The 24,973-nt window shown below is 65.6% G+C and carries 25 protein-coding genes and 1 riboswitch; of the genes, 20 read left to right on the forward strand and 5 right to left on the reverse strand.

The genetic code is table 11. The annotated features are described in order from the left end of the window. Positions 1–15: 15 nt before the first annotated feature. Both I2488_RS09200 and gluQRS read right to left on the reverse strand, forming a co-directional pair. Positions 16–246, reverse strand: coding sequence for an HIG1 domain-containing protein (locus I2488_RS09200; RefSeq protein ID WP_196275505.1), 231 nt, complete (start codon positions 244–246; stop codon positions 16–18). Beyond that, entirely contained in the window at positions 243–1,100 is an 858-nt protein-coding gene (gene gluQRS / locus I2488_RS09205) for a tRNA glutamyl-Q(34) synthetase GluQRS (protein ID WP_196275506.1), read from the reverse strand. The genes I2488_RS09200 and gluQRS overlap by 4 nt, the downstream gene beginning before the upstream one ends. 429 nt (positions 1,101–1,529) lie before the next feature. On the opposite strand from gluQRS, the gene guaA reads away from it, so the two are divergent. The 20 genes from guaA to I2488_RS09305 all read left to right on the forward strand — a co-directional run bounded on the left by guaA (position 1,530) and on the right by I2488_RS09305 (position 22,474). After that, entirely contained in the window at positions 1,530–3,089 is a 1,560-nt protein-coding gene (gene guaA / locus I2488_RS19555) for a glutamine-hydrolyzing GMP synthase (RefSeq protein ID WP_196275507.1), read from the forward strand. Further along, positions 3,080–3,493, forward strand: a complete 414-nt coding sequence (locus I2488_RS19560; protein WP_196275508.1) for a GNAT family acetyltransferase — start codon at positions 3,080–3,082, stop codon at positions 3,491–3,493. The genes guaA and I2488_RS19560 overlap by 10 nt, the downstream gene beginning before the upstream one ends. Positions 3,494–3,534: 41 nt before the next feature. Continuing rightward, positions 3,535–3,795, forward strand: a complete 261-nt coding sequence (locus I2488_RS09220) for a type II toxin-antitoxin system Phd/YefM family antitoxin (protein WP_196275509.1) — start codon at positions 3,535–3,537, stop codon at positions 3,793–3,795. Further along, a complete protein-coding gene (locus tag I2488_RS09225) occupies positions 3,792–4,184 on the forward strand; it encodes a PIN domain-containing protein (RefSeq protein ID WP_196275510.1) in 393 nt (130 codons plus the stop codon). The genes I2488_RS09220 and I2488_RS09225 overlap by 4 nt, the downstream gene beginning before the upstream one ends. A gap of 83 nt (positions 4,185–4,267) precedes the next feature. Then, the gene (locus I2488_RS09230) at positions 4,268–7,012 is read left to right on the forward strand and encodes a [protein-PII] uridylyltransferase (protein WP_196275511.1); all 2,745 of its coding nucleotides are present in this window, start codon (positions 4,268–4,270) and stop codon (positions 7,010–7,012) included. 59 nt (positions 7,013–7,071) lie between these two features. Then, positions 7,072–7,632: a YqgE/AlgH family protein gene (locus I2488_RS09235; RefSeq protein WP_196275512.1), complete on the forward strand. Its 561-nt coding sequence runs from the start codon at positions 7,072–7,074 to the stop codon at positions 7,630–7,632. Between the two features lie 58 nt (positions 7,633–7,690). Beyond that, positions 7,691–7,809, forward strand: a riboswitch (SAM-I-IV-variant riboswitch). Positions 7,810–7,857: 48 nt separating this feature from the next. Further along, entirely contained in the window at positions 7,858–8,763 is a 906-nt protein-coding gene (locus I2488_RS09240) for a homoserine O-acetyltransferase/O-succinyltransferase family protein (protein ID WP_196275513.1), read from the forward strand. A 263-nt stretch (positions 8,764–9,026) separates the two neighbouring features. Next, positions 9,027–9,230: a 50S ribosomal protein L35 gene (rpmI, locus tag I2488_RS09245; protein ID WP_039333769.1), complete on the forward strand. Its 204-nt coding sequence runs from the start codon at positions 9,027–9,029 to the stop codon at positions 9,228–9,230. 13 nt (positions 9,231–9,243) lie between these two features. Further along, entirely contained in the window at positions 9,244–9,606 is a 363-nt protein-coding gene (rplT, locus tag I2488_RS09250) for a 50S ribosomal protein L20 (RefSeq protein WP_196275514.1), read from the forward strand. A gap of 184 nt (positions 9,607–9,790) precedes the next feature. Beyond that, complete coding sequence (locus I2488_RS09255; protein ID WP_196275515.1) at positions 9,791–10,618, forward strand: helix-turn-helix domain-containing protein; 828 nt, start codon at positions 9,791–9,793, stop codon at positions 10,616–10,618. 45 nt (positions 10,619–10,663) lie between these two features. Further along, on the forward strand, positions 10,664–11,764 hold the full coding sequence (pheS, locus tag I2488_RS09260; RefSeq protein ID WP_196275516.1) for a phenylalanine--tRNA ligase subunit alpha: 1,101 nt from the start codon (positions 10,664–10,666) through the stop codon (positions 11,762–11,764). Then, positions 11,761–14,151, forward strand: coding sequence for a phenylalanine--tRNA ligase subunit beta (gene pheT / locus I2488_RS09265; protein WP_196275517.1), 2,391 nt, complete (start codon positions 11,761–11,763; stop codon positions 14,149–14,151). The genes pheS and pheT overlap by 4 nt, the downstream gene beginning before the upstream one ends. Further along, on the forward strand, positions 14,148–15,032 hold the full coding sequence (locus I2488_RS09270; protein WP_196275518.1) for an aldose 1-epimerase family protein: 885 nt from the start codon (positions 14,148–14,150) through the stop codon (positions 15,030–15,032). Before pheT ends, I2488_RS09270 begins: the two co-directional genes overlap by 4 nt. 11 nt (positions 15,033–15,043) lie before the next feature. Then, positions 15,044–16,564, forward strand: a complete 1,521-nt coding sequence (locus I2488_RS09275) for a peptide chain release factor 3 (RefSeq protein ID WP_196275519.1) — start codon at positions 15,044–15,046, stop codon at positions 16,562–16,564. 59 nt (positions 16,565–16,623) lie between these two features. After that, the gene (locus I2488_RS09280) at positions 16,624–17,496 is read left to right on the forward strand and encodes an alpha/beta fold hydrolase (protein WP_196275520.1); all 873 of its coding nucleotides are present in this window, start codon (positions 16,624–16,626) and stop codon (positions 17,494–17,496) included. A gap of 19 nt (positions 17,497–17,515) precedes the next feature. After that, positions 17,516–18,229, forward strand: a complete 714-nt coding sequence (locus I2488_RS09285) for an endonuclease/exonuclease/phosphatase family protein (protein WP_196275521.1) — start codon at positions 17,516–17,518, stop codon at positions 18,227–18,229. Between the two features lie 198 nt (positions 18,230–18,427). Beyond that, positions 18,428–18,766: a P-II family nitrogen regulator gene (locus tag I2488_RS09290; protein ID WP_039333663.1), complete on the forward strand. Its 339-nt coding sequence runs from the start codon at positions 18,428–18,430 to the stop codon at positions 18,764–18,766. 35 nt (positions 18,767–18,801) lie between these two features. Then, entirely contained in the window at positions 18,802–20,220 is a 1,419-nt protein-coding gene (locus I2488_RS09295) for an ammonium transporter (protein ID WP_196275522.1), read from the forward strand. Positions 20,221–20,432: 212 nt separating this feature from the next. Beyond that, positions 20,433–21,533: a pyridoxal phosphate-dependent aminotransferase gene (locus I2488_RS09300; RefSeq protein WP_196275523.1), complete on the forward strand. Its 1,101-nt coding sequence runs from the start codon at positions 20,433–20,435 to the stop codon at positions 21,531–21,533. After that, positions 21,530–22,474 carry a prephenate/arogenate dehydrogenase family protein gene (locus tag I2488_RS09305; RefSeq protein ID WP_343071020.1) on the forward strand — a complete coding sequence of 315 codons (945 nt, stop codon included), beginning with the start codon at positions 21,530–21,532 and terminating at the stop codon, positions 22,472–22,474. Before I2488_RS09300 ends, I2488_RS09305 begins: the two co-directional genes overlap by 4 nt. Here I2488_RS09305 and I2488_RS09310 read toward each other — a convergent pair. The 3 genes from I2488_RS09310 to I2488_RS09320 are packed head-to-tail and all read right to left on the reverse strand — an operon-like array spanning position 22,457 to position 24,962. Then, a complete protein-coding gene (locus I2488_RS09310; RefSeq protein WP_196275525.1) occupies positions 22,457–23,725 on the reverse strand; it encodes an NRAMP family divalent metal transporter in 1,269 nt (422 codons plus the stop codon). The genes I2488_RS09305 and I2488_RS09310 overlap by 18 nt on opposite strands. Beyond that, on the reverse strand, positions 23,722–24,414 hold the full coding sequence (locus tag I2488_RS09315) for a lysophospholipid acyltransferase family protein (protein WP_246465582.1): 693 nt from the start codon (positions 24,412–24,414) through the stop codon (positions 23,722–23,724). The genes I2488_RS09310 and I2488_RS09315 overlap by 4 nt, the downstream gene beginning before the upstream one ends. A gap of 2 nt (positions 24,415–24,416) precedes the next feature. Then, positions 24,417–24,962 (reverse strand): ElyC/SanA/YdcF family protein, encoded by a 546-nt coding sequence (locus tag I2488_RS09320; RefSeq protein WP_196275670.1) that lies wholly within the window; start codon positions 24,960–24,962, stop codon positions 24,417–24,419. Between the last annotated feature and the right edge of the window lie 11 nt (positions 24,963–24,973).

Below are 24,973 nucleotides of genomic sequence, written 5' to 3' on the forward strand. Positions count from 1 at the left end.
GGAAGGGGCAGCGCCTCAGCGCGAGAAGGCGAGGAGGATCGCCACGGTCAGCACGGCAAGGCCCTGGAACTTGATGCGGTTGAACATCATCTTGTTCTGCAGCAGCTGGTTCGCGGTCGCCCCCGCAGCCGGATCGCGGTTGAGGTCTTCCTTGGTGCTGTTGAGGAACGCGATGATCCCGCGCACGAGCGAGACGACCGTCAGCGCGGTAAAGATGATGATCAGCGGGATCAGGACGTAGTTCATGACGCCTGATCTATGGCGTCGGACAGCGAAATACCAGTGTCAAATAGGGTAGCACGCACCTCCGCCGCGACCGCGCGTCCGTCCTCCCCCGCCCGCCGCCGGTCCGCCAGCGCGGGAGCGTCACGGCGCTTGGCGAGCTTGCGCCCGTCCGCCTCGACCAGCACCGGATGATGATGCCACACCGGCACCGGCAACCCGAGCAGGTGCTGGAGCAAGCGGTGGATGTGGGTAGCGCGGAACAGGTCCACGCCCCGCGTCACGTGGGTCACGCCATCGGTCGCATCGTCGAGCGTGGCGGCAAGGTGGTAGCTGGCCGGCGCGTCCTTGCGCCACAGGATCACGTCGCCGAACATCTCCGGCTGCGCAATCTGCACGCCATGGCGCTCGTCGGTCCATTCGAGCTCGCCCGCCAGCAAGGTCGCCTGCTCCATATCGAGCCGCCACGCGACTTGCGGCCCCGGCGCCGGGCCACGGCGCAGGCAGGTGCCGGGGTAGAGCGGACCATCTGGACCATGGGCCACGGCAGCAGCCGCAATCTCGGCGCGCGTGCAGGTGCAGGGATAGAGCAGGCCCATCGCCCGCAGCTCGTTGGCAGCGGTGCGGTAATCTCCAACTCTCGAGGACTGCGGGGCAACTTCCCGGTAACTCAACCGCAACCAGTCGAGGTCATCGCGGAACTCTGCGGCAAGTTCGGGGCGCGAGCGGGCACCGTCGATGTCCTCGATGCGCAAAAGGAACTCGCCACCGTCTCGCCCAACGCCATTATGGGCCCGGTCATGGGCGACGATTGCGGAAAACGCATGCCCGAGATGGAGCGGTCCGTTGGGACTGGGGGCAAAGCGGGTGACTATCATGCCATGAGCCTAGCGCGGCAGGGAATGGCCCGGAAGACTGTCAAAAGGTTCGCCAGCGAACAAAGCTGACAAACAAAACGGCTGCCCCGCCGGGGCAGCCGCTTTTGTCGTTTAACGCGATTCCCTGCCTGCTCAGACGAGCGTGGCGGTCCACATCAGGCTGCTGAGGCCAGCAGCGAGGATGATCGGAAGCGCGATAGCCGTGATGGCGCGCATGGTGTTCCTCCTGTTGAGATCACCTTGCAGGACATCCTCCCAGGTTCGTGTTCATCCGGCAGGGTGGGCTGGAAGCATCGGAACCGGGGCCGCAAATACGCCGATATGCGTATGCTGCAAGTGCGAACAGGGCACACGCAGTTGCATGTAACGCAACTGTCACATTTCGCCGCGCATCTGGACAGAAAAGCCCGCTGCCACTATCGGCCAGCCATGAGCATCCAGCCTTCAGAATCGATCCTGATCGTCGACTTCGGCAGCCAGGTCACGCAGCTTATCGCCCGCCGCGTGCGCGAAGCCGGGGTCTATTCCGAGATCGCGCCCTTCACGCAGGCCGAGGCCGCGTTCCATCGGATGAAGCCCAAGGGCATCATCCTGTCGGGATCGCCCGCCAGCGTGCCCGCAGACGGCAGCCCCCGCGCACCGCAAGTGCTGTTCGACAGCGGCTTGCCGATCCTCGGCATCTGCTACGGCCAGCAGGTCATGAGCCACCAGCTCGGCGGCAAGGTGGAACCCGGCGATTCGGGCGAGTTCGGCCGCGCGTTCCTTACCGTGACCGAGCCCTGCGTGCTGTTCGACGGGTTGTGGAAGGAAGGCGAACGCCACCAGGTGTGGATGAGCCATGGCGACAAGGTGACGCAATTCGCCCCCGGCTTCCGCATCGTCGCCGTATCCGACGGCGCCCCCTTCGCCGTCATCGCGAACGACGAGAAGAAGTACTACGGCACCCAGTTCCACCCCGAAGTGGTCCACACGCCCGACGGCGGCAAGCTGATCGCCAACTTCGTGCGCCACGTCTGCGGCTGCACCGGCGAATGGACGATGGCCGAATTCCGCAAGACCAAGATCGCCGAAATCCGCGAGCAGGTCGGCTCCAGCCGCGTGATCTGCGGCCTTTCCGGCGGTGTCGATTCGGCGGTGGCGGCGGTGCTGATCCACGAAGCCATCGGCGACCAGCTGACCTGCGTCTTCGTCGATCACGGCCTGATGCGCATGGGCGAGGCCGAACAGGTCGTGTCGCTGTTCCGCAACCACTACAACATCCCGCTGGTCCACAAGGACGTCTCGGCCCTGTTCCTCGGCGGCCTCGCCGGAGTGACCGACCCGGAAGCCAAGCGCAAGTTCATCGGCAAGACCTTCATCGACGTGTTCGAGGCCGAGGCCAAGCAGGTTGGCGGCGCGGACTTCCTGGCGCAGGGCACGCTCTATCCGGACGTGATCGAATCGGTCAGCTTCACCGGCGGGCCGTCGGTGACGATCAAGAGCCACCACAACGTCGGCGGCCTGCCCGAGCGCATGAACATGAAGCTGGTCGAACCGCTTCGCGAACTGTTCAAGGACGAAGTCCGCGCGCTGGGCCGTGAACTCGGCCTGCCCGAGATTTTCGTCGGCCGTCACCCCTTCCCCGGCCCGGGCCTTGCCATCCGCATCCCCGGCGAGGTCACGCGCGAACGCTGCGACATCCTGCGCAAGGCCGACGCGATCTACCTCGAGGAAATCCGCAACGCCGGTCTCTACGACGCGATCTGGCAGGCCTTCGCCGTGCTGCTCCCGGTCAAGACCGTGGGCGTGATGGGCGATTTCCGCACCTACGACAGCGTCTGCGCCCTGCGCGCCGTGACCAGCACCGACGGCATGACCGCCGACATCTACCCGTTCGATGCCGGTTTCCTGTCCCGCGTGGCCACCCGCATCGTCAACGAGGTCAAGGGCATCAACCGCGTGGTCTACGACTACACATCGAAGCCGCCGGGCACGATCGAGTGGGAGTAAGCATCCGCGCAGCCACTGCGGCCGAACGTGAAGCCACGGTCACGCTGTGGGAGGCTGCCGGACTGACGAGGCCTTGGAACGATCCGCGCAGCGATTTCGACCTCGCACTGGCAACGCCAACATCGACAATCCTGCTGGCCGAAGCCCAAAATCAGCCAATCGGCAGCGTCATGGTCGGCTTCGACGGCCATCGCGGCTGGGTCTATTACCTCGCGACCTCGCCCGACCGTCGTGGGCAAGGCATTGGCCGGGCGTTGATGGCCGCAGCCGAGGACTGGCTCAAGGCTCTTGGCAGTCCCAAGATCCAGTTGATGGTACGCGGTGACAACGCGTCGGCACGCGGGTTCTACAATGCGCTCGGCTATGAATTGCAGGACGTCGTGACCATAGGAAAGCGGTTCTAAGCGACCTTGACCAAGGTGTTTGGCCAAGGCATCCTGAGCCCATGACCATCCACGTCAACATCGGCAAGGCAAAGTCCAACCTCTCCAAGCTCATCGCGGCTTCGTTACGCGGCGAAGAGGTTGTGATCGACCATGACGGCGTGCCGCAGGTCAGGCTGACGCCAGTGGCGAAGCCCGAAGAAATTGACCGGGCAGAGCGCCGCCGCAGGATCGACGAAATATTGGCCAGAATCGACGCGCTGCCGATGAACCGGGATGCGCCTGCCGATCTGGAATGGGACGAGAACGGCCTGCCGGTGTGATCGTCGTAGACACATCCGCGCTTCTCGCCATCGTTCTGCGCGAGCCGGAACGTGTGACGTTCCTGGAATGCATTACTGCGAGCGATGCCGTCATGAGCGCTGGCACCCTGATCGAAGCACTTATGGTCTGCCATGGACGTGGCGGTGCAATCGCTACCAAGGAGGTGCAGACGCTGATCTCGGAACTGGGCATCGAGATCGTTCCGGTAGAGGCCGAGCAGGCAGCCATCGCTCACAAAGCCTTCCTCACATACGGCAAGGGCAACGGCCACCTGGCCCAGCTGAACTTCGGGGACCTGTTCAGCTACGCTCTGGCCAAGGCCCGCAACGTGCCGCTGCTGTTCAAGGGCCGGGATTTCGCCGCAACGGACGTGCTCGTCGCCAGCTGACGAAGCGCGGCGCCCGCCACCCTTCCCCGAAACGCAGCATTACCGGCTTACGCATCCTGCGCACCCGCGATAAGGATGGAGCCATGATGCTTCCCCGGATTGCCAACCAGCGCGCCATCATCGACCGTCGCCAGCTTGCCGATGCCATCGCCGCGGCCTTTGCCGAGAGGGGCGAGAAGTCGCGGCAGGCGGTGGTGGAACTGCTGCGCACGGCGCTGGAGGACGGCCGTGCCGAAATCGCTCGCAGGCTGGAAGCCAAGCCTTCGTCAGGCACCGAGAGCGCGCAGGCGCAGGCTTTCCTCGTCGATCAGCTGGTCCGCATCATCTACGATCACGTCGTCGGGCGCATCTACCGCGCCAGCAACCGCTCGATGGGTGAGCGCATCGCGGTGATCGCAGTGGGCGGCTACGGGCGCGGCGAAATGGCGCCGCATTCCGATGTCGACATCGCCTTCGTCACCCCGATCAAGCCGACATCGTGGTGCGAGCAGGTCATCGAGGCGCTGCTCTATTTCCTGTGGGACCTCGGCCTCAAGGTCGGCCATTCCAGCCGCTCGCTCGACGAGGTCGTGCGCATGGCCAAGAGCGACCTGACCATCCGCACCGCGCTGCTCGAAGGACGCTATGTCTGGGGTGATCGCGACCTGTTCGACAGCGCCTCTGCGCGGTTCTGGGCGGAAGTCGTCAACGGCACCGAGAAGCAGTTCGTCGCCGAGAAGCTGCAGGAGCGCAACGACCGCCACAAGCGGCTGGGCGACAGCCGCTATGTCGTTGAGCCCAATGTGAAAGAGGGCAAGGGCGGCCTGCGCGACCTGCACACGCTCTACTGGATCGGCAAGTACATCCACAAGGTGCGCGATGCCTCGGAACTGGTCGACGTCGGCCTGCTCACGGCAGAGGAGTACCGCGCCTTCCGCCGCGCCGAAAACTTCTTCTGGGCCGTGCGCTGCCACCTCCACACCATAACGAAGCGCGCCGAAGACCGCCTGACCTTCGACCTCCAGCGCGAAGTCGCCATGCGGATGAACTTCGCCGACCGCCCGGGCAAGAGCGCGGTCGAGCGGTTCATGCAGTACTTCTTCCTCCAGGCAAAACAGGTCGGCTCGCTGACCGGCGTGTTCCTCGCGCAACTTGATGGCCAGTTCGCCAAGGAGAAGCGCGGCTTCCTCGCCGCCTTGCGCAGCCGCCGCCGCAAGAAGGTGGGCCCCTTCGTGATTGAGGCGGGCAAGCTGGCCGCGCCATCGGACACCACGTTTCAGGAAGACCCGGTTCGCCTGCTCGAACTGTTCTCCTGCGCCGCGGCTGAACAGGTCGAGATCCATCCCGAAACGATGCGTATTGCCCGGCGCGATTCCGGCCTGATCGACGCGGCCCTGCGCAAGGACCCGCGCGCCAATGCGCTGTTCATGGAGACGCTGACCAGCCGCAACGATCCCGAGACGGTGCTGCGCTGGATGAACGAGGCGGGCGTATTTGGCAGGTTCGTGCCCGATTTCGGTCGCGTCGTCGCGCAGATGCAGTTCGACATGTACCATCATTACACGGTGGACGAGCACACGATCCGCGCGATCGGCCTGCTTGCCCGGATCGAGAAGGGCGAGGTCAAGGACGATCACCCGCTGGCCAGCGAAGTGGTGAGCAAGGTCGCCTCGCGCCGCGCGCTCTATGTCGCGACGCTGCTTCACGATATCGCCAAGGGCCGCAAGGGGGACCATTCGGTGCTCGGCGCGGAAGTGGCGATGAAGCTGTGCCCGCGGCTTGGCCTGTCGGCTGCCGAGACCGAGGCCGTTGCCTGGCTCGTACGCTGGCACCTGCTGATGAGCGCGACCGCCTTCAAGCGCGATCTGGCCGACTACAAGACCATCGCCGATTTCGTGAACACCGTGCAGAGCCAGGAACGCCTGCGCCTGCTGCTGATCCTGACCGTGGTCGACATTCGCGCGGTGGGGCCGGGCGTGTGGAACTCGTGGAAGCGCCAGTTGCTGGGTGACCTGTTCGTCTCGGCCGAGGAAATGCTGCGTCTTGGCCACAAGACCCACGGCCGCGCCGAACGCATTGCCGCCAAGAAGAAGGCCGTCGCCACGATCCTGCGCGAGCGCGATGCCCTTATCGGCACGGTCGGCAAGCAGCTGGGCGATGCCTACTGGATCGCCGAGCCCGAGGACATCATCGCCCTCAACCTCCAGCAGATGGACACCGCGCTGGGCGAGCCGCTCTCGGTCGAAGCGCACTGGTATCCTGCGCGCGGGGCGACGCTGGTCACCGTGCTGGCGGCGGACCATCCCGGCCTGTTCTATCGCATCGCCGGGGGCATCCACCTTGCCGGCGGCAACATCATCGACGCGCGCATCCACACCACGCGCAACGGCACGGCGGTCGACAACTTCCTCGTGCAGGACCCGCTGGGGCGCCCGCTCAACGAAGCGAGCCAGATCGCACGGCTCAAGAACGCGATTGCCGATGCCTTGGCCAACCGCGTCAAGCTGGTGCCGCAGCTGGCCGCACGCCCGCTCGCACGCCCGCGCGCCGATGCCTTCGACGTGCGCCCGATCGTGATCTTCGACAACAAGGCCTCTAATCGCTTCACCGTGATCGAGGTCGGCGCGCGCGATCGCCCTGCGCTGCTCAACCAGCTCGCCCGCGCGCTGTTCGAGGCGCGGCTCGTCGTCCACTCCGCGCACATCGCCACCTATGGCGAGCGCGCTGTCGATACGTTCTACGTCACCGACGTGCTGGGCGAGAAGATCGACAGCGAGAGCCGGATGAACGCGGTGGAGAAGAAGTTGCTCGAAGCGGCGGAGGATCGGAAGGTAAAGGCTGCGGCCTGAGCTGCTGGTGCGGCAAGGTCCCCTCGCAATCCGCCCGCGCCGTGCCTATCTCTGTTGCGATGAGTGAAGCCGAATATCTCTCCGGTCGCCTGCTGCTCGCCATGCCGGGCATGGGTGATGCGCGATTCGATCACGCCGTCGTGGCGATGTGCGTACATGATGAACACGGCGCGCTCGGCATCGGCATCGGCCATGTCCGCGATGGCATCACGCTGCATGGGCTGCTCGAGGACATCGGCATCGATCCCGGCGTCGCCCCGGACGTGCCCATTCTGAACGGCGGCCCGGTGGAAACCGCGCGCGGTTTCGTGCTCCATTCCAACGATTGGGCGGGCGAAGGCAGCGTCACGGTCAACCCGCTGTGCGAACTGTCCGCCTCGATGGACGTGCTGCGCGCCATTGCCGAAGGACGCGGCCCGAGCCGCTATCTCGTCGCCTTGGGCTATGCAGGATGGGGCGCAGGCCAGCTCGAGGGCGAGATGCGCCGCCATGGCTGGTATGCCGCGCAAGGGCGGCCCGAGATCCTGTTCGAGACGCCGACCGGGCGGCGCTGGCAGCAGGCGTGGAAGCGCGAGGGCATCGACCCCTCGCACCTCGTGGCGCAGACAGGCAGCGCCTGAAGCTCATGCACGGCCCCTTGGGCATGCTTGCAAGCTTCAGGTTTTCGCCCTATCTCACGCCTCACATCGAGAGTTGGAGTGACGCTCCAACGCCAACCTGCCGATCCGGGCAAGGTGGTACCTGATCTGCCAAGGCGGAAAGGGGATGTGGCCGATCCGGCAACCAAACGGACACGGACACCGTGAAAGCGTCTTCTCCCTCAGATATTGAGGAAGACACGACCAGTGCCGATCAGGATTGCCGACAATCTCCCCGCCCGCCGCACGCTCGAGGCCGAGGGCGTGATCGTGATGAGCGAGACCGAGGCCGCGCGCCAGGACATCCGGCCAATGCGGATCGCCCTGCTCAACCTGATGCCCGACAAGATCACCACCGAAACCCAGATCGCCCGCCTCCTCGGCGCCACGCCGCTGCAGGTCGAGCTCGAACTGGTGCGCATCTCGGACCACGTCAGCAAGAACACCTCGGCGGGCCACATCTCGTCGTTCTACCGCCCGTGGGAGGAAGTCCGTGCCGAGAAATACGACGGCCTCATCGTCACCGGCGCGCCGGTCGAGACGATCCCATATGAAGAGGTGAGCTACTGGGACGAGCTCGCCCGCATCTTCGACTGGTCGCAGAGCAACGTCCACCGCACGCTGTCGGTATGCTGGGGCGCGATGGCCGCGCTGCATCACTTCCACGGTATCGACAAGCACCCCCTGCCCACCAAGGCCTCGGGTGTGTTCCGCCACGTCAACCACGCGCCCGCCAGCCCGTTCATGCGCGGGCTGCCTGACGTGTTCGACGTGCCGGTATCGCGCTGGAGCGAAGTCCGCCGCGAGGATCTCCCCGAAGGACGCGGCCTTTCCGTGCTGGCCGACAGCGCCGAGACCGGCCTGTGCCTGATCGACGATCCGGCCCACAACACGCTGCACATGTTCAACCATCTCGAATACGACACGCTGACGCTGGCGGGCGAATATGCGCGTGACGAGGGCAAGTACCTGCCCCGCCACTACTTCCCCGGCGACGACCCGCAGGCCATGCCCGCCAACACCTGGCGCGGCCACGGCCACCTGCTGTTCGGCAACTGGGTCAACGAGACGTATCAGACCACGCCGTATGAGCTGGCCGACATCGGCAAGTAGGAGTCTTCGTTGAGTGCGCCCCCGACATCCGTCGGGGGCTTGCGGCACCGGCCCGCTCCCCCGCCCGGCCACCCGAAGCCTACTCGGAGAGGTAGCCGGGCGGGGGAACGGACCGGTGCCGCATCAAACTCCCACCTCTCCACGCTTGCCTTTCCGCGCCGCATCCCCTAACGGCCCCACCTTCAACCGACACGGATTCGATGATCGGCCTGGCCACAAGGGCTGCCAAGGCAGATCGGACGCGTCGAACTCAGGAGACGAAAATGCCCAAGATGAAGACGAAGAGCGGCGTCAAGAAGCGCTTCAAGCTCACCGCCACCGGCAAGGTGAAGCACGGCGTGGCCGGCAAGCGCCACCGCCTGATCAGCCACAACGCCAAGTACATCCGCCAGAACCGCGGCACTGACGTGATCTCCGATGCAGACGCAAAGGTGATCAAGAAGTGGGCGCCCTACGGGCTGAACTGAGGAGCGCTGAACAATGAGCCGTATCAAGCGTGGTGTAACCACCCGTGCCAAGCACAAGCGGATTCTGGATCAGGCGAAGGGCTATCGCGGCCGTCGCAAGAACACCATCCGCGTCGCCCGTCAGGCCGTCGAGAAGGCCGGCCAGTACGCCTATCGTGACCGCAAGGTCAAGAAGCGGTCCTTCCGCGCCCTGTGGATCCAGCGCATCAACGCTGCTGTCCGCGCCGAAGGCCTGACCTACTCGCAGTTCATCCACGGCACCAAGCTTGCCGGGATCGAACTCGACCGCAAGACCATGGCCGATCTGGCGATGAACGAAGGTGCGATCTTCACCGCCGTCATCGCTCAGGCGAAGGCTGCTCTGCCCGCCGCCTGATCGGCAGCGTACGCAGACTGAACAAAAGGGGCGGTTCCTTCGGGAGCCGCCCTTTTTCGTTGCGATTCGCGCAAGTGCGGTGCAGGGTGCGGATTACAAATTCATAACTAAAGTAAACAGGGGCGCACCAAGCTTGACCGGGGACTGCACAGTCCGGGTTCGATTCCATCGGCCACCAGCGCCGATGCAGCGCTATTTCACCACGTTCTACCTGACCGAGATCGACGTGCCCCGCGGCCGCGTCAACGATCACCTCCACCCCGAATGGGCGAACATCCGCATCTACCAGGGGGACTTTCCGGATTCGCAACTGCGCGGCCAGCCGCCGTTCAGGGGCGTGCAGGCCAACGCCACCGGACCGACCAGCACCACGCTGGAATTCACCACCGGCACCACGCGCATCTGGGGTATCGGCCTGCTGCCGCTGGGTTGGGCGCGCTTCGTGCGCCAACCGGCAAGCGCCCATGCCGACCACATCTATGATGTCGCCACCGAACCTTTCCTTGCCCCGTTCCGCCGCCTTGCCAGAGGCGTGTTCGGGCCAATCCCGGACGAGCAGGGAGAATTGCAGCGCGTAACCCGCTTCTTCGAGGAATCGCTGGCGAACGACATCGAGGACGATCCTCGCATCGAGGCCTGCCACGCCGCCCTGATCGACCCTGACATCGGCACTGTCAGCGAAATGGCCGAGGCCACGCACCTGCCGACCCACACCATCGAGCGGCTGTGCCGCCGCCACTTCGGCTTCCCGCCGCGCCTTCTCCTGCGGCGCCAGCGCTTCATGCGCAGCCTCGTGCAGTACATGATGGACCCGTCGCTCAAGTGGATCGGCGCGATCGACAGCCACTATCACGACCAGGCCCAGTTCGTGCGCGACTTCCACCGCTTCATGGGCATGAGTCCGCGCGAATATGCCCACTGCCCCAAGCCGATCCTGCAGGAAGTCATGCGGGCGCGGCAGGAGTTCATCGGCAGTGCGGTTCAGGCCCTCCACGCGCCCACGTCGTCGTAACTCGACACTTTGATTCCGCCGCGTTTGCGGCTAGCGGCTTCGCCCATGGAAAACCTCGATCAACAGCAGGCCGAAACGCTCGCGGCCATTGCGCAAGCTGCCACGCCCGAAGCCGTGGAGGCGATCCGCGTCTCCGCGCTCGGCAAGCAGGGCTGGGTCAGCGCCCTGCTCAAGTCGCTGGGCGGGATGACCCCGGACCAGCGCCAGAGCGAAGGCCCCAAGATCCACGCCGCGCGCGAAGCTGTCACCGCAGCCCTCGCCGACCGCAAGGGCGCGCTGGAAAGCGCCGCACTCGAGGCGCGCCTCGCTGCCGAAACGGTCGACCTGTCGCTGCCCGCGCCGCATGCGCCCAAGGGCTCGGTCCACCCGGTTTCGCAGGTCATGGACGAACTGGCGGAGATCTTCGCCGACATGGGCTTTGCCGTCGCGAGCGGTCCCGAGATCGAGGACGATTGGCACAACTTCACCGCGCTCAACATGCCGGAAACCCACCCGGCCCGCGCGATGCACGATACCTTCTACTTCCCCGACAAGGATGCCGAAGGCCGTGACATGCTGCTGCGCACGCACACTTCGCCGGTGCAGATCCGCTCGATGATTGCGCAGGGCGCGCCGATCCGCATCATCGCACCGGGCCGCGTCTATCGTTCGGACTCGGACGCGACGCACACGCCGATGTTCCACCAGATCGAAGGCCTCGTCATCGACAAGGGCATCCACCTCGGCCACCTCAAGTGGACGCTGGAGACCTTCCTCAAGGCCTTCTTCGAACGAGACGACATCGTCCTGCGCCTGCGCCCGAGCTACTTCCCGTTCACCGAACCCTCGGTCGAGGTCGACGTCGGCTACACGCTGATCAACGGCAAGCGCGTGGTCGGCGGCAGCGGCGATGCCGAGAACGGTGGCTGGATGGAAGTGCTGGGCTCCGGCATGGTCAACCGCAAGGTCATCGAGTTCGGCGGGCTCAATCCCGATGAATGGCAGGGCTTCGCCTTCGGCACCGGGGTCGATCGCCTCGCCATGCTCAAGTACGGCATGGACGACCTGCGCGCCTTCTTCGATGGCGATGTGCGGTGGCTTGGCCACTACGGCTTCGGCGCGCTCGACGTGCCGACCCTTTCCGGCGGTGTTGGAGTACGTTCGTGAAGTTCTCGCTCTCGTGGTTGAAGTCGGTCCTCGATACCAAGGCCGACGCCCGCACCATCGCCGAAAAGCTGACCTCGCTGGGTCTCGAAATCGAAGGCGTCGAGGATGCCTCGGCCGCGCTCAAGAGCTTCCGCGTTGCGCGCGTGCTGACGGCAGAGAAGCACCCGCAGGCTGACAAGCTGCAGGTCCTCTCGGTCGATCTCGGTGACGGCACTCCGCTGCAGGTCGTCTGCGGTGCGCCCAATGCCCGCGCTGGCCTCGTCGGCGTGCTCGGCCTGCCCGGCGCGGTGGTTCCGGCCAATGGCATGGAACTGCGCAAGTCGGCGATCCGTGGCGTCGAATCCAACGGCATGATGTGCTCGACGCGCGAGCTTGGCCTTGGCGAAGAGCATGATGGCATCATCGAACTGCCCGAGGATGCGCCGCTCGGCACGACCTTTGCCGATTACCTTGGCTCCGACCCGGTGTTCGACGTGGCGATAACGCCTAACCGCCCGGACTGCATGGGCGTCCACGGCATCGCCCGCGATCTCGCGGCGGCGGGCCTTGGCGTGCTGCAGCCGATCGAAGCAGCGCACGTTGCGGGCAGCTTCCCTTGCCCCATCGAAGTGCGCACCGACGATCCCGAAGGTTGCCCGGCATTCTTCGGTCGCGTCATTCGCGGGGTGAAGAACGGCCCGAGCCCCAAGTGGCTGCAGGACTGCCTCAAGAGCGCGGGCCAGCGTCCGATCTCGGCGCTGGTGGACATCACCAACTATGTCATGCTCGGCTACGGTCGTCCGGCTCACGCCTACGACATGGCCAAGCTTTCGGGCGCGGTCGTGGCCCGCAAGGCGCGTGAGGGCGAGACCTGCCTGGCGCTCAACGGCAAGGAATACGCGCTGCAGCCGTGGATGACGGTGATCGCCGACGATGCCGGCGTGCATGACATCGCCGGGATCATGGGCGGCGAACATTCGGGCTGCTCGGACGAGACGACCGACGTCCTGCTCGAAGTCGCCTACTTCGATCCCGCCTCCATCGCCCGCACCGGGCAGGCGCTTGCGCTGACTTCCGACGCGCGCGGGCGGTTCGAACGTGGCGTCGATCCGGCGTTCCTCGATACCGGCCTCGACCTGCTGACCAAGCTGATCCTCGAGATCTGCGGTGGCGAGGCGAGCGAAGTGGTCCGCGCAGGCCAGCCGCCATTGGCGCGCAAGACCGTGGCCTATGATCCTGCACTGGCAGGGAATCTCGGCGGGATTGACGTCGCCAATGGCGAACAGAAGCGCATCCTCGGCGCACTTGGCTTCGACGTGACCGACGACTGGACCGTGACCGTGCCGACCTGGCGCCCCGACGTCGACGGCGCGCCCGACATCGTCGAGGAAGTGATCCGAGTCCACGGCCTCGACGCCGTGCCCTCGACGCCGCTGCCCCGTGCGGATGGCGTCGCCAAGCCGACGGCGACTGCCGTGCAGACGCTGGAGCGCCGGGTGCGCCGGGCGGCTGCCTCGCGGGGCCTTCATGAGGCGATCACGTGGTCGTTCCTGCCAGAGAAGGAGGCCGCGCATTTTGCCGATGGCGAGGAAACCTGGGCGCTGGCCAATCCGATCTCCGAAGACCTCAAGGTCATGCGGCCCTCGCTTTTGCCGGGCCTGCTCTCGGCCGCGCAGCGCAACCTGCATCGCGGCGCGACCGCGGTGCGCCTGTTCGAGATCGGCCGCCGCTACTTGCGCGGGAGCAACGGTGCGAGCGACGAGAAGCTGAGCCTTGCCGTTGTTCTCGCAGGCGAATCCGTCTCGCGCGGCTGGGCGACCGGCAAGGCCAAGCCGTTCGACGCGTTTGACGCCAAGGCCGAAGCACTGGCGCTGCTGGCCGAAGCCGGCGCTCCGGTCGACAACCTGCTGGTGATGGGCGAGGCCGGGGCGCAGTTCCACCCCGGCCAGTCGGCGACGCTGCGGCTCGGGCCGAAGCAGGTGCTTGCCCGCTTCGGGATGCTGCATCCCTCGACTGCCAAGGCATTCGACCTTGATGGTCCGGTGGCGGTCGTCGAACTGTTCCTCGACCGCATTCCGCCGCGCAAGGGGCCGGGCCAGTTCGCCCGCCCGCACTTCGCCCCGCCCGCGCTGCAGGCGGTGACGCGCGACTTTGCGTTCCTTGTCGATGCCTCGGTTCCGGCGGGCGATCTGCTGCGCGCGGTCAAGGGCGCGGACAAGCAGGCGATTGTTTCGGCTCGCATTTTTGACGATTTCCGGGGCGCTGGCGTGCCCGAGGGCCAGAAGAGCCTGGCCATCGAGGTAACGCTCCAGCCCACCGAAAAGTCGTTCGACGAGGCGACGCTGAAGGCGATTTCGGACAAGATCGTGGCTGCTGCCACCAAGCTCGGCGGCGTCTTGCGCGGATGAGCGACGATCTCGTCACCATCAGCGGTGGGGACCTGACGGCGCGGATAAATCCTTTGGGCGCAGAGCTTTGGTCACTGACCGATGCGGCGGGCGCGGAGTACATGACGGATGCGGACCCGGCCTTCTGGTCGGGTCATGCGCCGTTCCTGTTCCCCATCGTCGGCGCCCTTTCGGGTGACACCCTGCGCCTTGATGGCCGCGAGTTTTCCATGCCGAAACATGGCTTTGCGCGACGAAGCAAGTTTGCGCCGGTCCATGCTGAAGGGGCCGAGGCGCGCTTCCGCCTGACCGATTCGCCGAGCACCCGCGCGGTCTATCCGTTCGGCTTCGTGCTGGAGGTCGCCTACCGCATCGATGGGATGACGCTGCACACCGAGGTCAGCGTGTTCAATCCCAACGCGACAGCGCTGCCGTTCAGCTTCGGCTTCCATCCGGCCTTCGCATGGCCGCTTCCGGGCGGGTTTTCCAAGCAGGATCATAAGCTTGTCTTCGAGAAGGCCGAAAGTCCAACTCTGCGGCAACTCACCCCCAACTCTGGCGAACTCTCCCCCAACTCCGTGCCAACTCCCGCGAACTCTCGCGAACTGCGGCTGAGCGAAGACCTGTTCAGGAATGACGCACTGATCTGGGACGTGTTCGAGAGCAAGTCGCTCACCTACGGCACCGATGGCGGCACCTCCCTCGACCTCCATTTTCCCGACACGACATCGATGGGCGTGTGGCAGGTTCCGGGCGCGCGCTACATCTGCATCGAGCCGTGGCAGGGCCATGCCGACCCTGAAGGCTTCCGTGGCGACTTCCGCGAAAAGCCCGGCGTCGTCCTGCTCGAACCCGGCGCAACGCGCAGCTTCCGCATGGACGTGACCGTAAACCCGCGCTAACCGCGCAACCCATGTCCAATCGCCGTACCTTCGCCATCATTTCGCACCCTGACGCGGGCAAGACCACGCTGACCGAGAAGCTGCTGCTTCAGGGCGGCGCGATCCATCTGGCCGGTGAGGTCAAGGCGCGCGGGGCGGCGCGGCGGGCGCGGTCGGACTGGATGAAGATCGAGCAGCAGCGCGGGATTTCGGTGACGTCGTCGGTGATGACGTTCCAGAAGGACGGCGTGGTATTCAACCTGCTCGACACGCCGGGCCACGAAGACTTCTCCGAAGACACCTATCGCACGCTGACCGCGGTCGATTCGGCGATCATGGTGATCGACGCGGCCAAGGGCATCGAGCCGCAGACGCGCAAGCTGTTCGAGGTCTGCCGGATGCGCTCGGTCCCGATCATCACCTTCGTCAACAAGGTCGACCGCGAAGGCCGCTCGGTGTTCGAGACGCTGGACGAAGTGGCCGATGCGCTGGCGCTGGACGTGGTGCCGATGTCCTGGCCGATCGGCATGGGCGGCATCTTCCAGGGCGTGATGAGCTTTGCCGACGAGACGATTGCGCGGCCCGAGGGCGACAGCCGCGAGTTCCTCGGCAAGCGTGAACCTGCCGTCGATATTCCAGAGGACATCGCCGAAGAGATCGAGCTGGCCCGCGCCGGCTATCCCGAGTTCGATCTCGAGGCCTATCGCCATGGCGACCTGACCCCGGTCTATTTCGGATCGGCGCTCAAGAATTTCGGCGTGGCCGAGCTGATCGATGCCATCGCCCGCTATGCTCCGCCGCCGCGCCCGCAATCCTCGAGCGAGGGCACGGTCGATCCGGAGCGCCCCGATGTGACCGGCTTCATCTTCAAGGTGCAGGCCAACATGGACCCGCAGCACCGCGACCGCATCGCGTTCATGCGCATGGTCTCGGGCACGTTCAAGCGCGGCATGAAGCTGACGCCTTCGGGCCTGGGCAAGCCGATTGCGGTGCATTCGCCGATCCTGTTCTTCGCGCAGGACCGCGAGATTGCCGACACCGCCGAGGCGGGCGACATCATCGGCATTCCCAACCACGGCACCCTGCGGGTGGGCGATACGCTTTCGGAGCGGAACGACCTGCGCTTTACCGGACTGCCCAACTTCGCGCCGGAAATCCTGCGCCGCGTGGTGCTGAAGGACCCGACCAAGACCAAGCAACTGCGCAAGGCACTGGACGACCTCTCCGAAGAAGGCGTGATCCAGGTGTTCTACCCGGAGATCGGCAGCCAATGGATCGTCGGCGTGGTCGGCCAGCTCCAGCTCGACGTGCTGGTTTCGCGACTCGAGGCGGAATACAAGGTCGAGGCAGTGCTTGAACCCTCGCCATTCGATACGGCGCGGTGGATCAAGGGCAGCGATGCGGCGCTCAAGTCCTTCGCTGACTTCAATTCCTCGAATCTGGCGAAGGATCGCGACGGCGACCCGGTGTTCATGGCGCGCTCTGCCTGGGACGTCGGCTATCAGCAGGAGCGCAATCCGGAGCTGACCTTCTCCGCCACCAAGGAAAGGTAAGCCGCAGCGGAGGCATCCGGGGGTTGAAACCGCGCCCCATCCGGCGCAGTTACCCTGTCATGCAACTACTCGGCCCCACTTCGAACACCTTCATCTCGCAGCGCCTGCGCCTCCACTATGTGGACTGGGGCAATGCGGACAAGCCGCCGCTGCTGCTCGTCCACGGCGGGCGCGACCACTGCCGTTCGTGGGACTGGACCGCCGAAGCGCTGCGCGAGGACTGGCACATCATTGCGATGGACCATCGCGGCCATGGCGACAGCCAGTGGACCGAGGATGGCAACTACCGCACGATGGACCTCGTCTATGACGTGGCGCAGCTGATCCACCAGCTCGATCTGGCGCCGGTGACGATCGTCTCGCATTCGTGGGGCGCCAACACCAGCCTGCGTTATGCCGGACTGTTTCCGGAGAACGTGCGCAAGATCGTGGCGATCGAGGGACTGTTCCCCACGCCCGAGCGCGAGGCGATGATGAAGAACGTGCCGTTCGCGCGGCGCGTGCGCGATTTCATCGGCGAGAAGCGCAAGGCTGCCGGACGCCTGCCGCGCCGCTATCCCTCGCTCGAGGACGCCTATGCGCGCATGAAGGGGGAGAACCCCTACCTGACCGATGCCCAGGCCCGCCACCTCACGCTGCACGGCATCAACCGCAACGAGGACGGCACGTTCAGCTGGAAGTTCGACCCGCACCTCAATGTCGATGGCGCGCCCTATGACATCACGGTCGAGCAGCGCAACGAGCTGTGGAAGGCGATCACCTGCCCGACCCTGCTGCTGAACGGCGCGGATTCCTGGGCGGGCAACCCCGACAAGAACGGCATGGCGCAGCACTTCCGCAATGCCGAGGTGATCGAGTTCGAGAACGCCGGACACTGGCTGCACCACGACCAGTTCGACAAGTTCATCGCGACGCTGAAGGACTTCCTCTGAACAAGGGAAGCGCGGTCGCGTGAAACTGAAGGTCGCCAGCTACAACATCCACAAGGGCGTCGGGCTTGACCGGCGACGCGATCCCGATCGCATCATGACGATCCTGCGCGAGATCGATGCGGACGTGATCGCGCTTCAGGAAGCGGATCGGCGCTTTGGCCTGCGCGAGGCGGTGATCCCGCGCGCGACTCTCGATGATCACAGCCCTTGGCGGGCGGTGGAGCCGGGGCATTATGACCGTGCGCGGACCGGGGCGAGCATGGGCTGGCACGGCAATGCCCTGCTGGTGCGGCGCGAGATCGAGGTGGTGGAGGCCTGCGCAGTGCCGCTGCCGACGATCGAGCCGCGCGGTGCGGTCTGTGCGACCTTGCGGGTTGGCGGGGCGCTGGTACGCGTGGTCGGCATGCATCTCGATCTGTCCGGCCTGCGCCGCCGCCAGCAGGTGGAAACGGTGTGCGGGCATGTCGCGGACCATGAAGAGCCCGGCCATGTCGTGATGATGGGCGACCTCAACGAATGGTCGCCATCGGGCGGGGCGCTCTCCGCGTTCACCGCGCCGCTCAAGGTGCTGGCGCCGGGGCGGAGCTTTCCGTCGCGCCGGCCGGTAGCGCAGCTCGACCGGATCGTGGTGAGCGACGGGCTTTCGGTCGAGGCTCAGGGCGTCCATCACAGTCCGCTCGCTGCCATCGGGTCAGACCATCTGCCGGTCTGGGCAAACCTGCTGCTGCCCTGAATCTGTGCACGACAGCCTGCCTAAAAATTGGGCAGTGCAGCATCAATGCCCAAGATTCGAGCGCGAACAACCGCCCTGCGGCCATTTCTGTTCCCGTAAACAGCTGAATCCGTAAAAATCCGGATTTGGCATGCCCCTTGCTTAACTCCTCCTGCCGGCAGGTCGCCCGGTGTGTGAGGGCAAGAAAAGGGGGCATGAATGAAATTCATCATCGCCATCATCAAGCCGTTCAAGCTCGACGAAGTGCGTGAAGCGCTGTCCGGGCTGGGTGTGGCTGGGATGACGGTGTCGGAGGTGAAGGGCTTTGGTCGGCAGAAGGGCCAGACCGAAATCTACCGTGGCGCCGAATATTCGACCAACATGCTGCCGAAGGTGAAGATCGAGGTTGCCGCGAGCGACGACCTTGCGCCGCAGATCGTCGAGACGATCCAGCAGGCTGCCAGCACCGAGGCAATCGGCGACGGCAAGATCTTCGTCCTCGACCTCGCTTCGGCGACCCGCATTCGCACCGGCGAAACCGGGGATACCGCGCTGTGAGCGCGCCCTCCATTTCCGACCTTAGGGGAACCAACATGATCCGCAAGATGATCGGTGGCTTGGCGGGAACGGGCGCTTCGCTCTTCGCTGCCACTGCCGCTTTCGCACAGGACGGGCCGATCAAGGCCCCCACCGCCGAACAGATGGCCACGATGGTCAACAAGGGTGACACCACCTGGATGTTGCTTTCGGCCACGCTCGTGCTGCTGATGAGCATTCCTGCTCTCGCTCTTTTCTACGGCGGCCTCGTTCGCACCAAGAACATGCTCTCGGTGCTGATGCAGGTCTTCATGATCGTTTCGGTCGCAGCGCTCGTCTGGGTCAGCTGGGGCTATTCGATGGCCTTCACCAGCGGCAGCGAATTCGTCGGCGGCTTCTCGAAGGTCTTCCTGATCGGCGTCAGCGCCTCGACCTACGCCGCGACGTTCTCGAACAACGTCTATATCCCTGAATTCGCGTTCGTCATCTTCCAGATGACCTTCGCCTGCATCACCCCGGCGCTGATCGTCGGCGCCTTTGCGGAACGCGTGAAGTTCACGCCGCTGATGGTCTTCACCGTCCTGTGGCTGACCTGCATCTACTTCCCGATGGCGCACATGGTCTGGTACTGGGCTGGCCCGGACTTCCTGGCCGATGCTCCGAACGACTACGGCATGCTGTGGGGCTGGGGCGCTCTGGACTTCGCTGGCGGCACCGTGGTGCACATCAACGCCGGTATCGCGGGCCTCGTCGGCTGCCTCATGATCGGCAAGCGCGTCGGCTTCGGCAAGGAAGCCACCCCGCCGCACTCGCTGACCATGACCATGATCGGCGCCTCGCTGCTGTGGGTGGGCTGGTTCGGCTTCAACGCCGGTTCCAACCTTGAAGCCAACGGCGTTGCCGCAGTTGCCTTCATCAACACCTTCGTCGCCACTGCTGCCGCCGCCGTCTCCTGGTCGCTGGTCGAGCAGTTCCACCACGGCAAGCCCTCGATGCTGGGCGCCGCCACGGGTGCTGTCGCCGGTCTCGTCGCTGTCACCCCGGCTTCGGGCTACGGCGCGCCGATGACCTCGATCGTCCTCGGCCTCGTCGTCTCGCCGATCTGCTACCTCTTCGTCAGCACGATCAAGAACAAGCTCAAGTACGACGACACCCTCGACGTGTTCGGCGTGCACTGCATCGGCGGCATCGTCGGCGCGATTGCCACCGGCATCATGGCGGCTCCGTCGCTCGGCGGCCAGGGCGTGTTCGACTACACCGTGTTCCCGGCCGGCTTCGACGCTGCCAGCTACGACATCGCCAAGCAGGTCTGGATCCAGACCAAGGCCGTGCTCTTCACGCTGGTCTTCTCGGGTGTCGGTTCCGCGATCCTCTTCTTCATCGTCGACAAGATCTTCGGTCTGCGTCCGACGGAAGAAGCCGAGCGCGAAGGCCTCGACATCTCCGAACACGGCGAACGGGCCTACAACTACTGATCGGCATACGCCGATGGGCAACTACTAAGTTTCTACCGAATTGGCGGGGCCGGGGGAAACAGATCCTCTCCCTCTCATCCCCCTACCCCGCCAAACCTTGTTCCTCCTGCGAACAGACTAAGGCCGGAAGCGCTAGCCCGCTTCCGGCCCTTTTTTTATGCGCGGGGGGCGGCTCGCTTGCCCGGAAGGCCCGCAAACACTAAGGGGCGCGAATGGACAACGCACCGCAACCGAAGGACTGGATCCTCGGCATTCACGCCTATGTCCCCGGCAAGTCGACCGGCAAGGACGGGCAGAAGCTGACCAAGCTTTCCGCCAACGAGAACCCGCTCGGCACCAGCGCGGCGGCCCTCGAGGCGCGCGGGATGGCGGCGCATCCGGCGACCTATCCGGACCCTGACAGCCAAGAGCTGCGCAGCGCCATCGGCGAGGTGCATGGCATCGATCCGGCGCGCATCGTCATGGGCACGGGGTCTGACGAACTGCTCAATCTTGCGGCGCAAGCCTATGCCGGGCCGGGCGACGAAGTGCTCTACGTGCGCTACGGCTTTTCGGTCTACGACATCGCGGCGCGGCGCTGTGGCGCGGTGCCGGTGGTGGCGCCGGATGCCGACTACGGCACGGATGTCGATGCGCTGCTGGCTTGCGTGACCGAGCGGACGCGGGTGGTGTTCCTTGCCAATCCCAACAACCCGACCGGTAGCTGGCTGCCGCGCGCCGAGATCGAGCGGCTGCATGCGGGGCTTCGCCCTGACATCCTGCTGGTGCTCGATGGCGCCTATGCCGAATATCTCGATCCGGCGGATGACGATGGTGCGCTGGACCTCGCCGCGCGGGCATCGAACGTGCTGGTGACGCGGACGTTCTCGAAGATCTATGGCCTTGCCGGGGAGCGGATCGGCTGGGGCACCGGACATGCCGATATCGTCGACATGCTCAACCGCATTCGTGGGCCGTTCAACATCTCGAACACCGCGCAGGCGGCGGGGCTGGCGGCAGTGCGGGATCAGTCGTTCGTCGTCGCCTCGCGCGAACACAACACGGCGGAACTCGCGCGCTTTGTCGAGAAGCTCGAAGCCTTGGGCAACCATGGCGTGCGGCCGCTGCCGAGCAAGGCGAACTTCGTGCTGATCCTGTTCGAGGGCAAGCTGAGCGCCGAGACGGTCTATCTCGGCCTGATGGACCACGGCTACATCACCCGCTGGCTGCCGGGGCAGGGCCTGCCGCAGGCATTGCGCATCACCATCGGTACGCGCGCGCAGATGGACGAGATTGCCGGAGCCATCCGCGCCATGTGCGAGGCTGCGAAGTGAGCGACGTACCGTTCCGGCAAGTCACGATCGTCGGGCTGGGCTTGCTCGGCGGGTCGATCGGCCATGCGGTGCAGGCGTACCTGCCCGATACGGCAGTGGTCGGCTGGGATGCTGACAGCGAGGTGCGGGCGCAGGCGGCAGAGCTTGGGCTGGCGCAGCGCATCGCCGATAGCGCTGAAACAGCCGCCGAGGGTTCCGAGCTGGTGATCTTCTGCGTGCCGGTGGGTGCGATGGGCGCGGCGGCGCGCGCGATTGCGCCGGGGCTGGCCAAGGACGCGCTGGTCAGTGACGTCGGTTCTTCGAAGGAAACCGTCGCGGCAGCCCTTGCCGAGGCGCTGCCGGGGCATCACGTGATCCCGGCGCACCCGGTGGCGGGGACCGAGCGCAGCGGGCCTGACGCCGGCTTTGCCACGCTGTTCCGCAACCGCTGGTGCATCGTCACCCCGCCTGCCGATGCCGACCCTGAACTGTCGGCGCGGCTGGTGGCGTTCTGGGAAGCGCTGGGCGCGCGGGTCGAGACCATGGACGCCGCGCACCACGACAAGGTGCTGGCGGTGACCAGCCACCTCCCCCACCTTATCGCCTACACCATCGTCGGCACGGCATCGGACCTCGAGCAGGTGACGCAGAGCGAGGTGATCAAGTATTCGGCGGGTGGCTTCCGCGACTTCACCCGCATCGCCGCCTCGGACCCGACGATGTGGCGCGACGTGTTCCTTTCGAACAAGGACGCGGTGCTGGAAATGCTCCAGCGCTTCACCGAGGACCTGACCGAGTTGCAGAAGGCGATCCGCAAGGGCGATGGCGACGTGCTGTTCGACCACTTCACCCGCACCCGCGCGATCCGCCGCGGCATCATCGAGATGGGCCAGGACGATGCGCGGCCCGACTTCGGGCGCAGCGATCACAACGGCGCGAAGGCTTCAGCCGAACAGGAATAGCAGCGCGACTACCCACATCGCGGCGGTGGAGAGCCACCCGCCCACGGCCAGCCTGCGTGAGATGGCGAGGCGGCCCATGATGCGGGGATTGCGGGCGATCATCATCGTCACGATCATCAGCGGCGGGGCCAGCAACCCGTTGACGACGGCGGCCCAATAGAGCGCGCGCATCGGATCGATGTCGATCATGTTCAGCGCGACGCCGCCAAGCGTGGCCAGAGCAATAGCGGCGTAGAAGGCCTTGGCCTCGCGCGGGCGGCGGTCGAGACCCTCGGTCCAGCGGAAGGTCTCGCTGACCGCATAGGCGGCGGCCCCTGCGAGGACAGGCACGGCAAGCAGGCCGGTGCCGATGATGCCCAGCGCGAACAAGGCGAAGGCGAACTCACCGGCAATGGGGCGCAGCGCCGTCGCGGCCTGCTGTGCGGACTGGATGCCGGTCATGCCGCTGGCGTGGAGCGTGGCGGCGGTGGCCATCACGATCGACAGGGCGGTGATGTTCGAGAAGCCCATCCCGGTCAGCGTATCGGTGCGGATGCGGCGCAGTTCGGGGCCGGCCTCGCGCGGGGTGATGCACAGCGGCTTGGCGTGACGGCGGTGGCGTTCCTCGACTTCCTGACCGGCCTGCCAGAAGAACAGGTAGGGGCTGATCGTGGTCCCGAAGATGGCGACGAGCGCCATGGTGTGATCGCGGTCGAGCGTGAAGCTCGGCACGGTAAGGCCGCGCAAGGCGGCGCTCCAGTCGACGTCGGCGACGAGCACCACGGCGATGTAGGAGAACAGCGAGAGCGTGGTCCACTTGAGGATGCGGGCGTAGCGTTCGTAGCTGACGAAGACTTCCGCCACGATGCTGAGCAGGCCGAAGCCGAGGATGAACAGATGCTCCGGCCCCGGCACCAGCAGCGCCAGAACTGCGCCCATCGCGCCAAGGTCTGCACCGAGGTTGATGACATTGGCGACCAGCAGGAGGAGCACCATCGTGCGCAGCAGCGCGGGGTGATAGTGGCGGCGCAGGTTGTGGGCGATGCCGCGCCCGGTCGTCGCGCCGATGCGGGCGCAGATCGCCTGGATCGAAACGAGTAGCGGCAGGGCGAGGATCATCGACCAGGCCAGCGAATAGCCGAACTGCGCGCCGACCTGGCTGTAGGTGCCGATGCCGGACGGATCGTCGTCGGCCGCGCCGGTGACCAGCCCGGGGCCGAGCACTTCGAGAAGCGAGCGCTTCCCGTCCTCGCTCTGCACAGGTTCGCTCATGCGTTCAGCGCGTTGATCGCGGCTTCGACACGGGCTTCGATTTCCTCGCGCTTGAGGCCGGGGGGAATCTCCTCGGCAAAGCGATAGCGGATCGTGCCGGGGCGCTTCCATGTGCGGTGATAGAGCGGGCCGCTGTCGACCGCGACGGGGATGACCGGCAGGCCCAGCAGCTTGTAGATGCCGGCAAAGCCTGCCTGCAGATCGCGGCGCTCACCGTGCGGCACGCGGGTGCCTTCGGGGAAGATGATCAGCGGGCGCCCCTCGGCAATCAGGCGGCGGGAATCGGTGAGCATGGTGCGCAGGGCGCGTGCGCCAGCCTCGCGCTCTACCGAGATCAGGCCGTAGCGCGCGCCGGCCTTGCCCCAGCCCGGAATGCTCATCAGTTCGGCCTTGGCGAAGACCACCGGCAGGTTGAACAGCCATGGCATGTCGATGGCTTCGAAGAAGGCTTCGTGGCGGATGGCATAGAGCACGCCGGGCTTGAACACCGGGTTTTCCAGTTCGACCCGGATGCCGAGCAGGACGTGTGCGCAGAGCCGGTGCCAGCCCGCCCAGCCGCGCACCACGGCGCGAAAACCATCGCGCCAGATCGACATCAGGGCGAGCGAGCCGAGCACGAAGAACACCGACCCGCCGTAAAAGGCGACGTAGAACAGCAGGCTGCGGGGGATGGAAAGTAGTTCGCGCAAGATTACCAGCCGATCGCTTTCGCTCCGAGCCAGACGACGAGGCGCGCAACGTATTTGTTGTATTCGATGAAGAGGATGCGGAAGCTGGGCTTCGAGGCCACGGCATCCTCGACGATGATGAGATTGGTCGGGGCTTCGACCGAAAGGTCGAAGGCGGCGCGGCGCATGTGCCAGTCGGTGGTGACGAGGCGGACCGAGCGCAGTTTGTTTTCCTTGACCCAACGCGTTGTCTCGACCGCGTTGGAGCGCGTGTCGACCGCGTCATAGCCGAGCACGATGCAGCAGGTCATCAGGCGTTCGGGCACCTTGTATTCGGCGGCGAATTCGCGCGGGCGCACTTCACGATCAACGCCGGAAATCAGCAGCTTTCCGGCCCGGCCACGCTCCAGCACGTCGAGCGCATGGGGAATGCGCCCGCCTCCGCCGGTCAGGGCAACGATGCCATCGGTGCGCACGGGCTCGACTATGGGGCGCGGCAGGAACACGGCGAACCAGATGAAGCCGAGCGCCCACGCGATCAGCAGCAGCGACAGCAGTCGGCGGAAGATGCCCCGGCTGG

This window comes from Novosphingobium jiangmenense (assembly GCF_015694345.1).
GTDB lineage: Bacteria > Pseudomonadota > Alphaproteobacteria > Sphingomonadales > Sphingomonadaceae > Novosphingobium > Novosphingobium jiangmenense.

Coding starts and splice junctions, on each gene's coding strand:
- rpmI (WP_039333769.1), top strand. CDS start 9,027: ATGCCCAAGATGAAGACGAAGAGCGGCGTCAAGAAGCGCTTCAAGCTC.
- I2488_RS09255 (WP_196275515.1), top strand. CDS start 9,791: ATGCAGCGCTATTTCACCACGTTCTACCTGACCGAGATCGACGTGCCC.
- I2488_RS09235 (WP_196275512.1), top strand. CDS start 7,072: ATGAGTGAAGCCGAATATCTCTCCGGTCGCCTGCTGCTCGCCATGCCG.
- I2488_RS09300 (WP_196275523.1), top strand. CDS start 20,433: ATGGACAACGCACCGCAACCGAAGGACTGGATCCTCGGCATTCACGCC.
- pheS (WP_196275516.1), top strand. CDS start 10,664: ATGGAAAACCTCGATCAACAGCAGGCCGAAACGCTCGCGGCCATTGCG.
- I2488_RS09275 (WP_196275519.1), top strand. CDS start 15,044: ATGTCCAATCGCCGTACCTTCGCCATCATTTCGCACCCTGACGCGGGC.
- guaA (WP_196275507.1), top strand. CDS start 1,530: ATGAGCATCCAGCCTTCAGAATCGATCCTGATCGTCGACTTCGGCAGC.
- gluQRS (WP_196275506.1), bottom strand. CDS start 1,100: ATGATAGTCACCCGCTTTGCCCCCAGTCCCAACGGACCGCTCCATCTC.
- I2488_RS09310 (WP_196275525.1), bottom strand. CDS start 23,725: ATGAGCGAACCTGTGCAGAGCGAGGACGGGAAGCGCTCGCTTCTCGAA.
- I2488_RS09280 (WP_196275520.1), top strand. CDS start 16,624: ATGCAACTACTCGGCCCCACTTCGAACACCTTCATCTCGCAGCGCCTG.
- I2488_RS09295 (WP_196275522.1), top strand. CDS start 18,802: ATGATCCGCAAGATGATCGGTGGCTTGGCGGGAACGGGCGCTTCGCTC.
- I2488_RS09290 (WP_039333663.1), top strand. CDS start 18,428: ATGAAATTCATCATCGCCATCATCAAGCCGTTCAAGCTCGACGAAGTG.
- I2488_RS09270 (WP_196275518.1), top strand. CDS start 14,148: ATGAGCGACGATCTCGTCACCATCAGCGGTGGGGACCTGACGGCGCGG.
- I2488_RS09220 (WP_196275509.1), top strand. CDS start 3,535: ATGACCATCCACGTCAACATCGGCAAGGCAAAGTCCAACCTCTCCAAG.
- I2488_RS09200 (WP_196275505.1), bottom strand. CDS start 246: ATGAACTACGTCCTGATCCCGCTGATCATCATCTTTACCGCGCTGACG.
- rplT (WP_196275514.1), top strand. CDS start 9,244: ATGAGCCGTATCAAGCGTGGTGTAACCACCCGTGCCAAGCACAAGCGG.
- I2488_RS09230 (WP_196275511.1), top strand. CDS start 4,268: ATGATGCTTCCCCGGATTGCCAACCAGCGCGCCATCATCGACCGTCGC.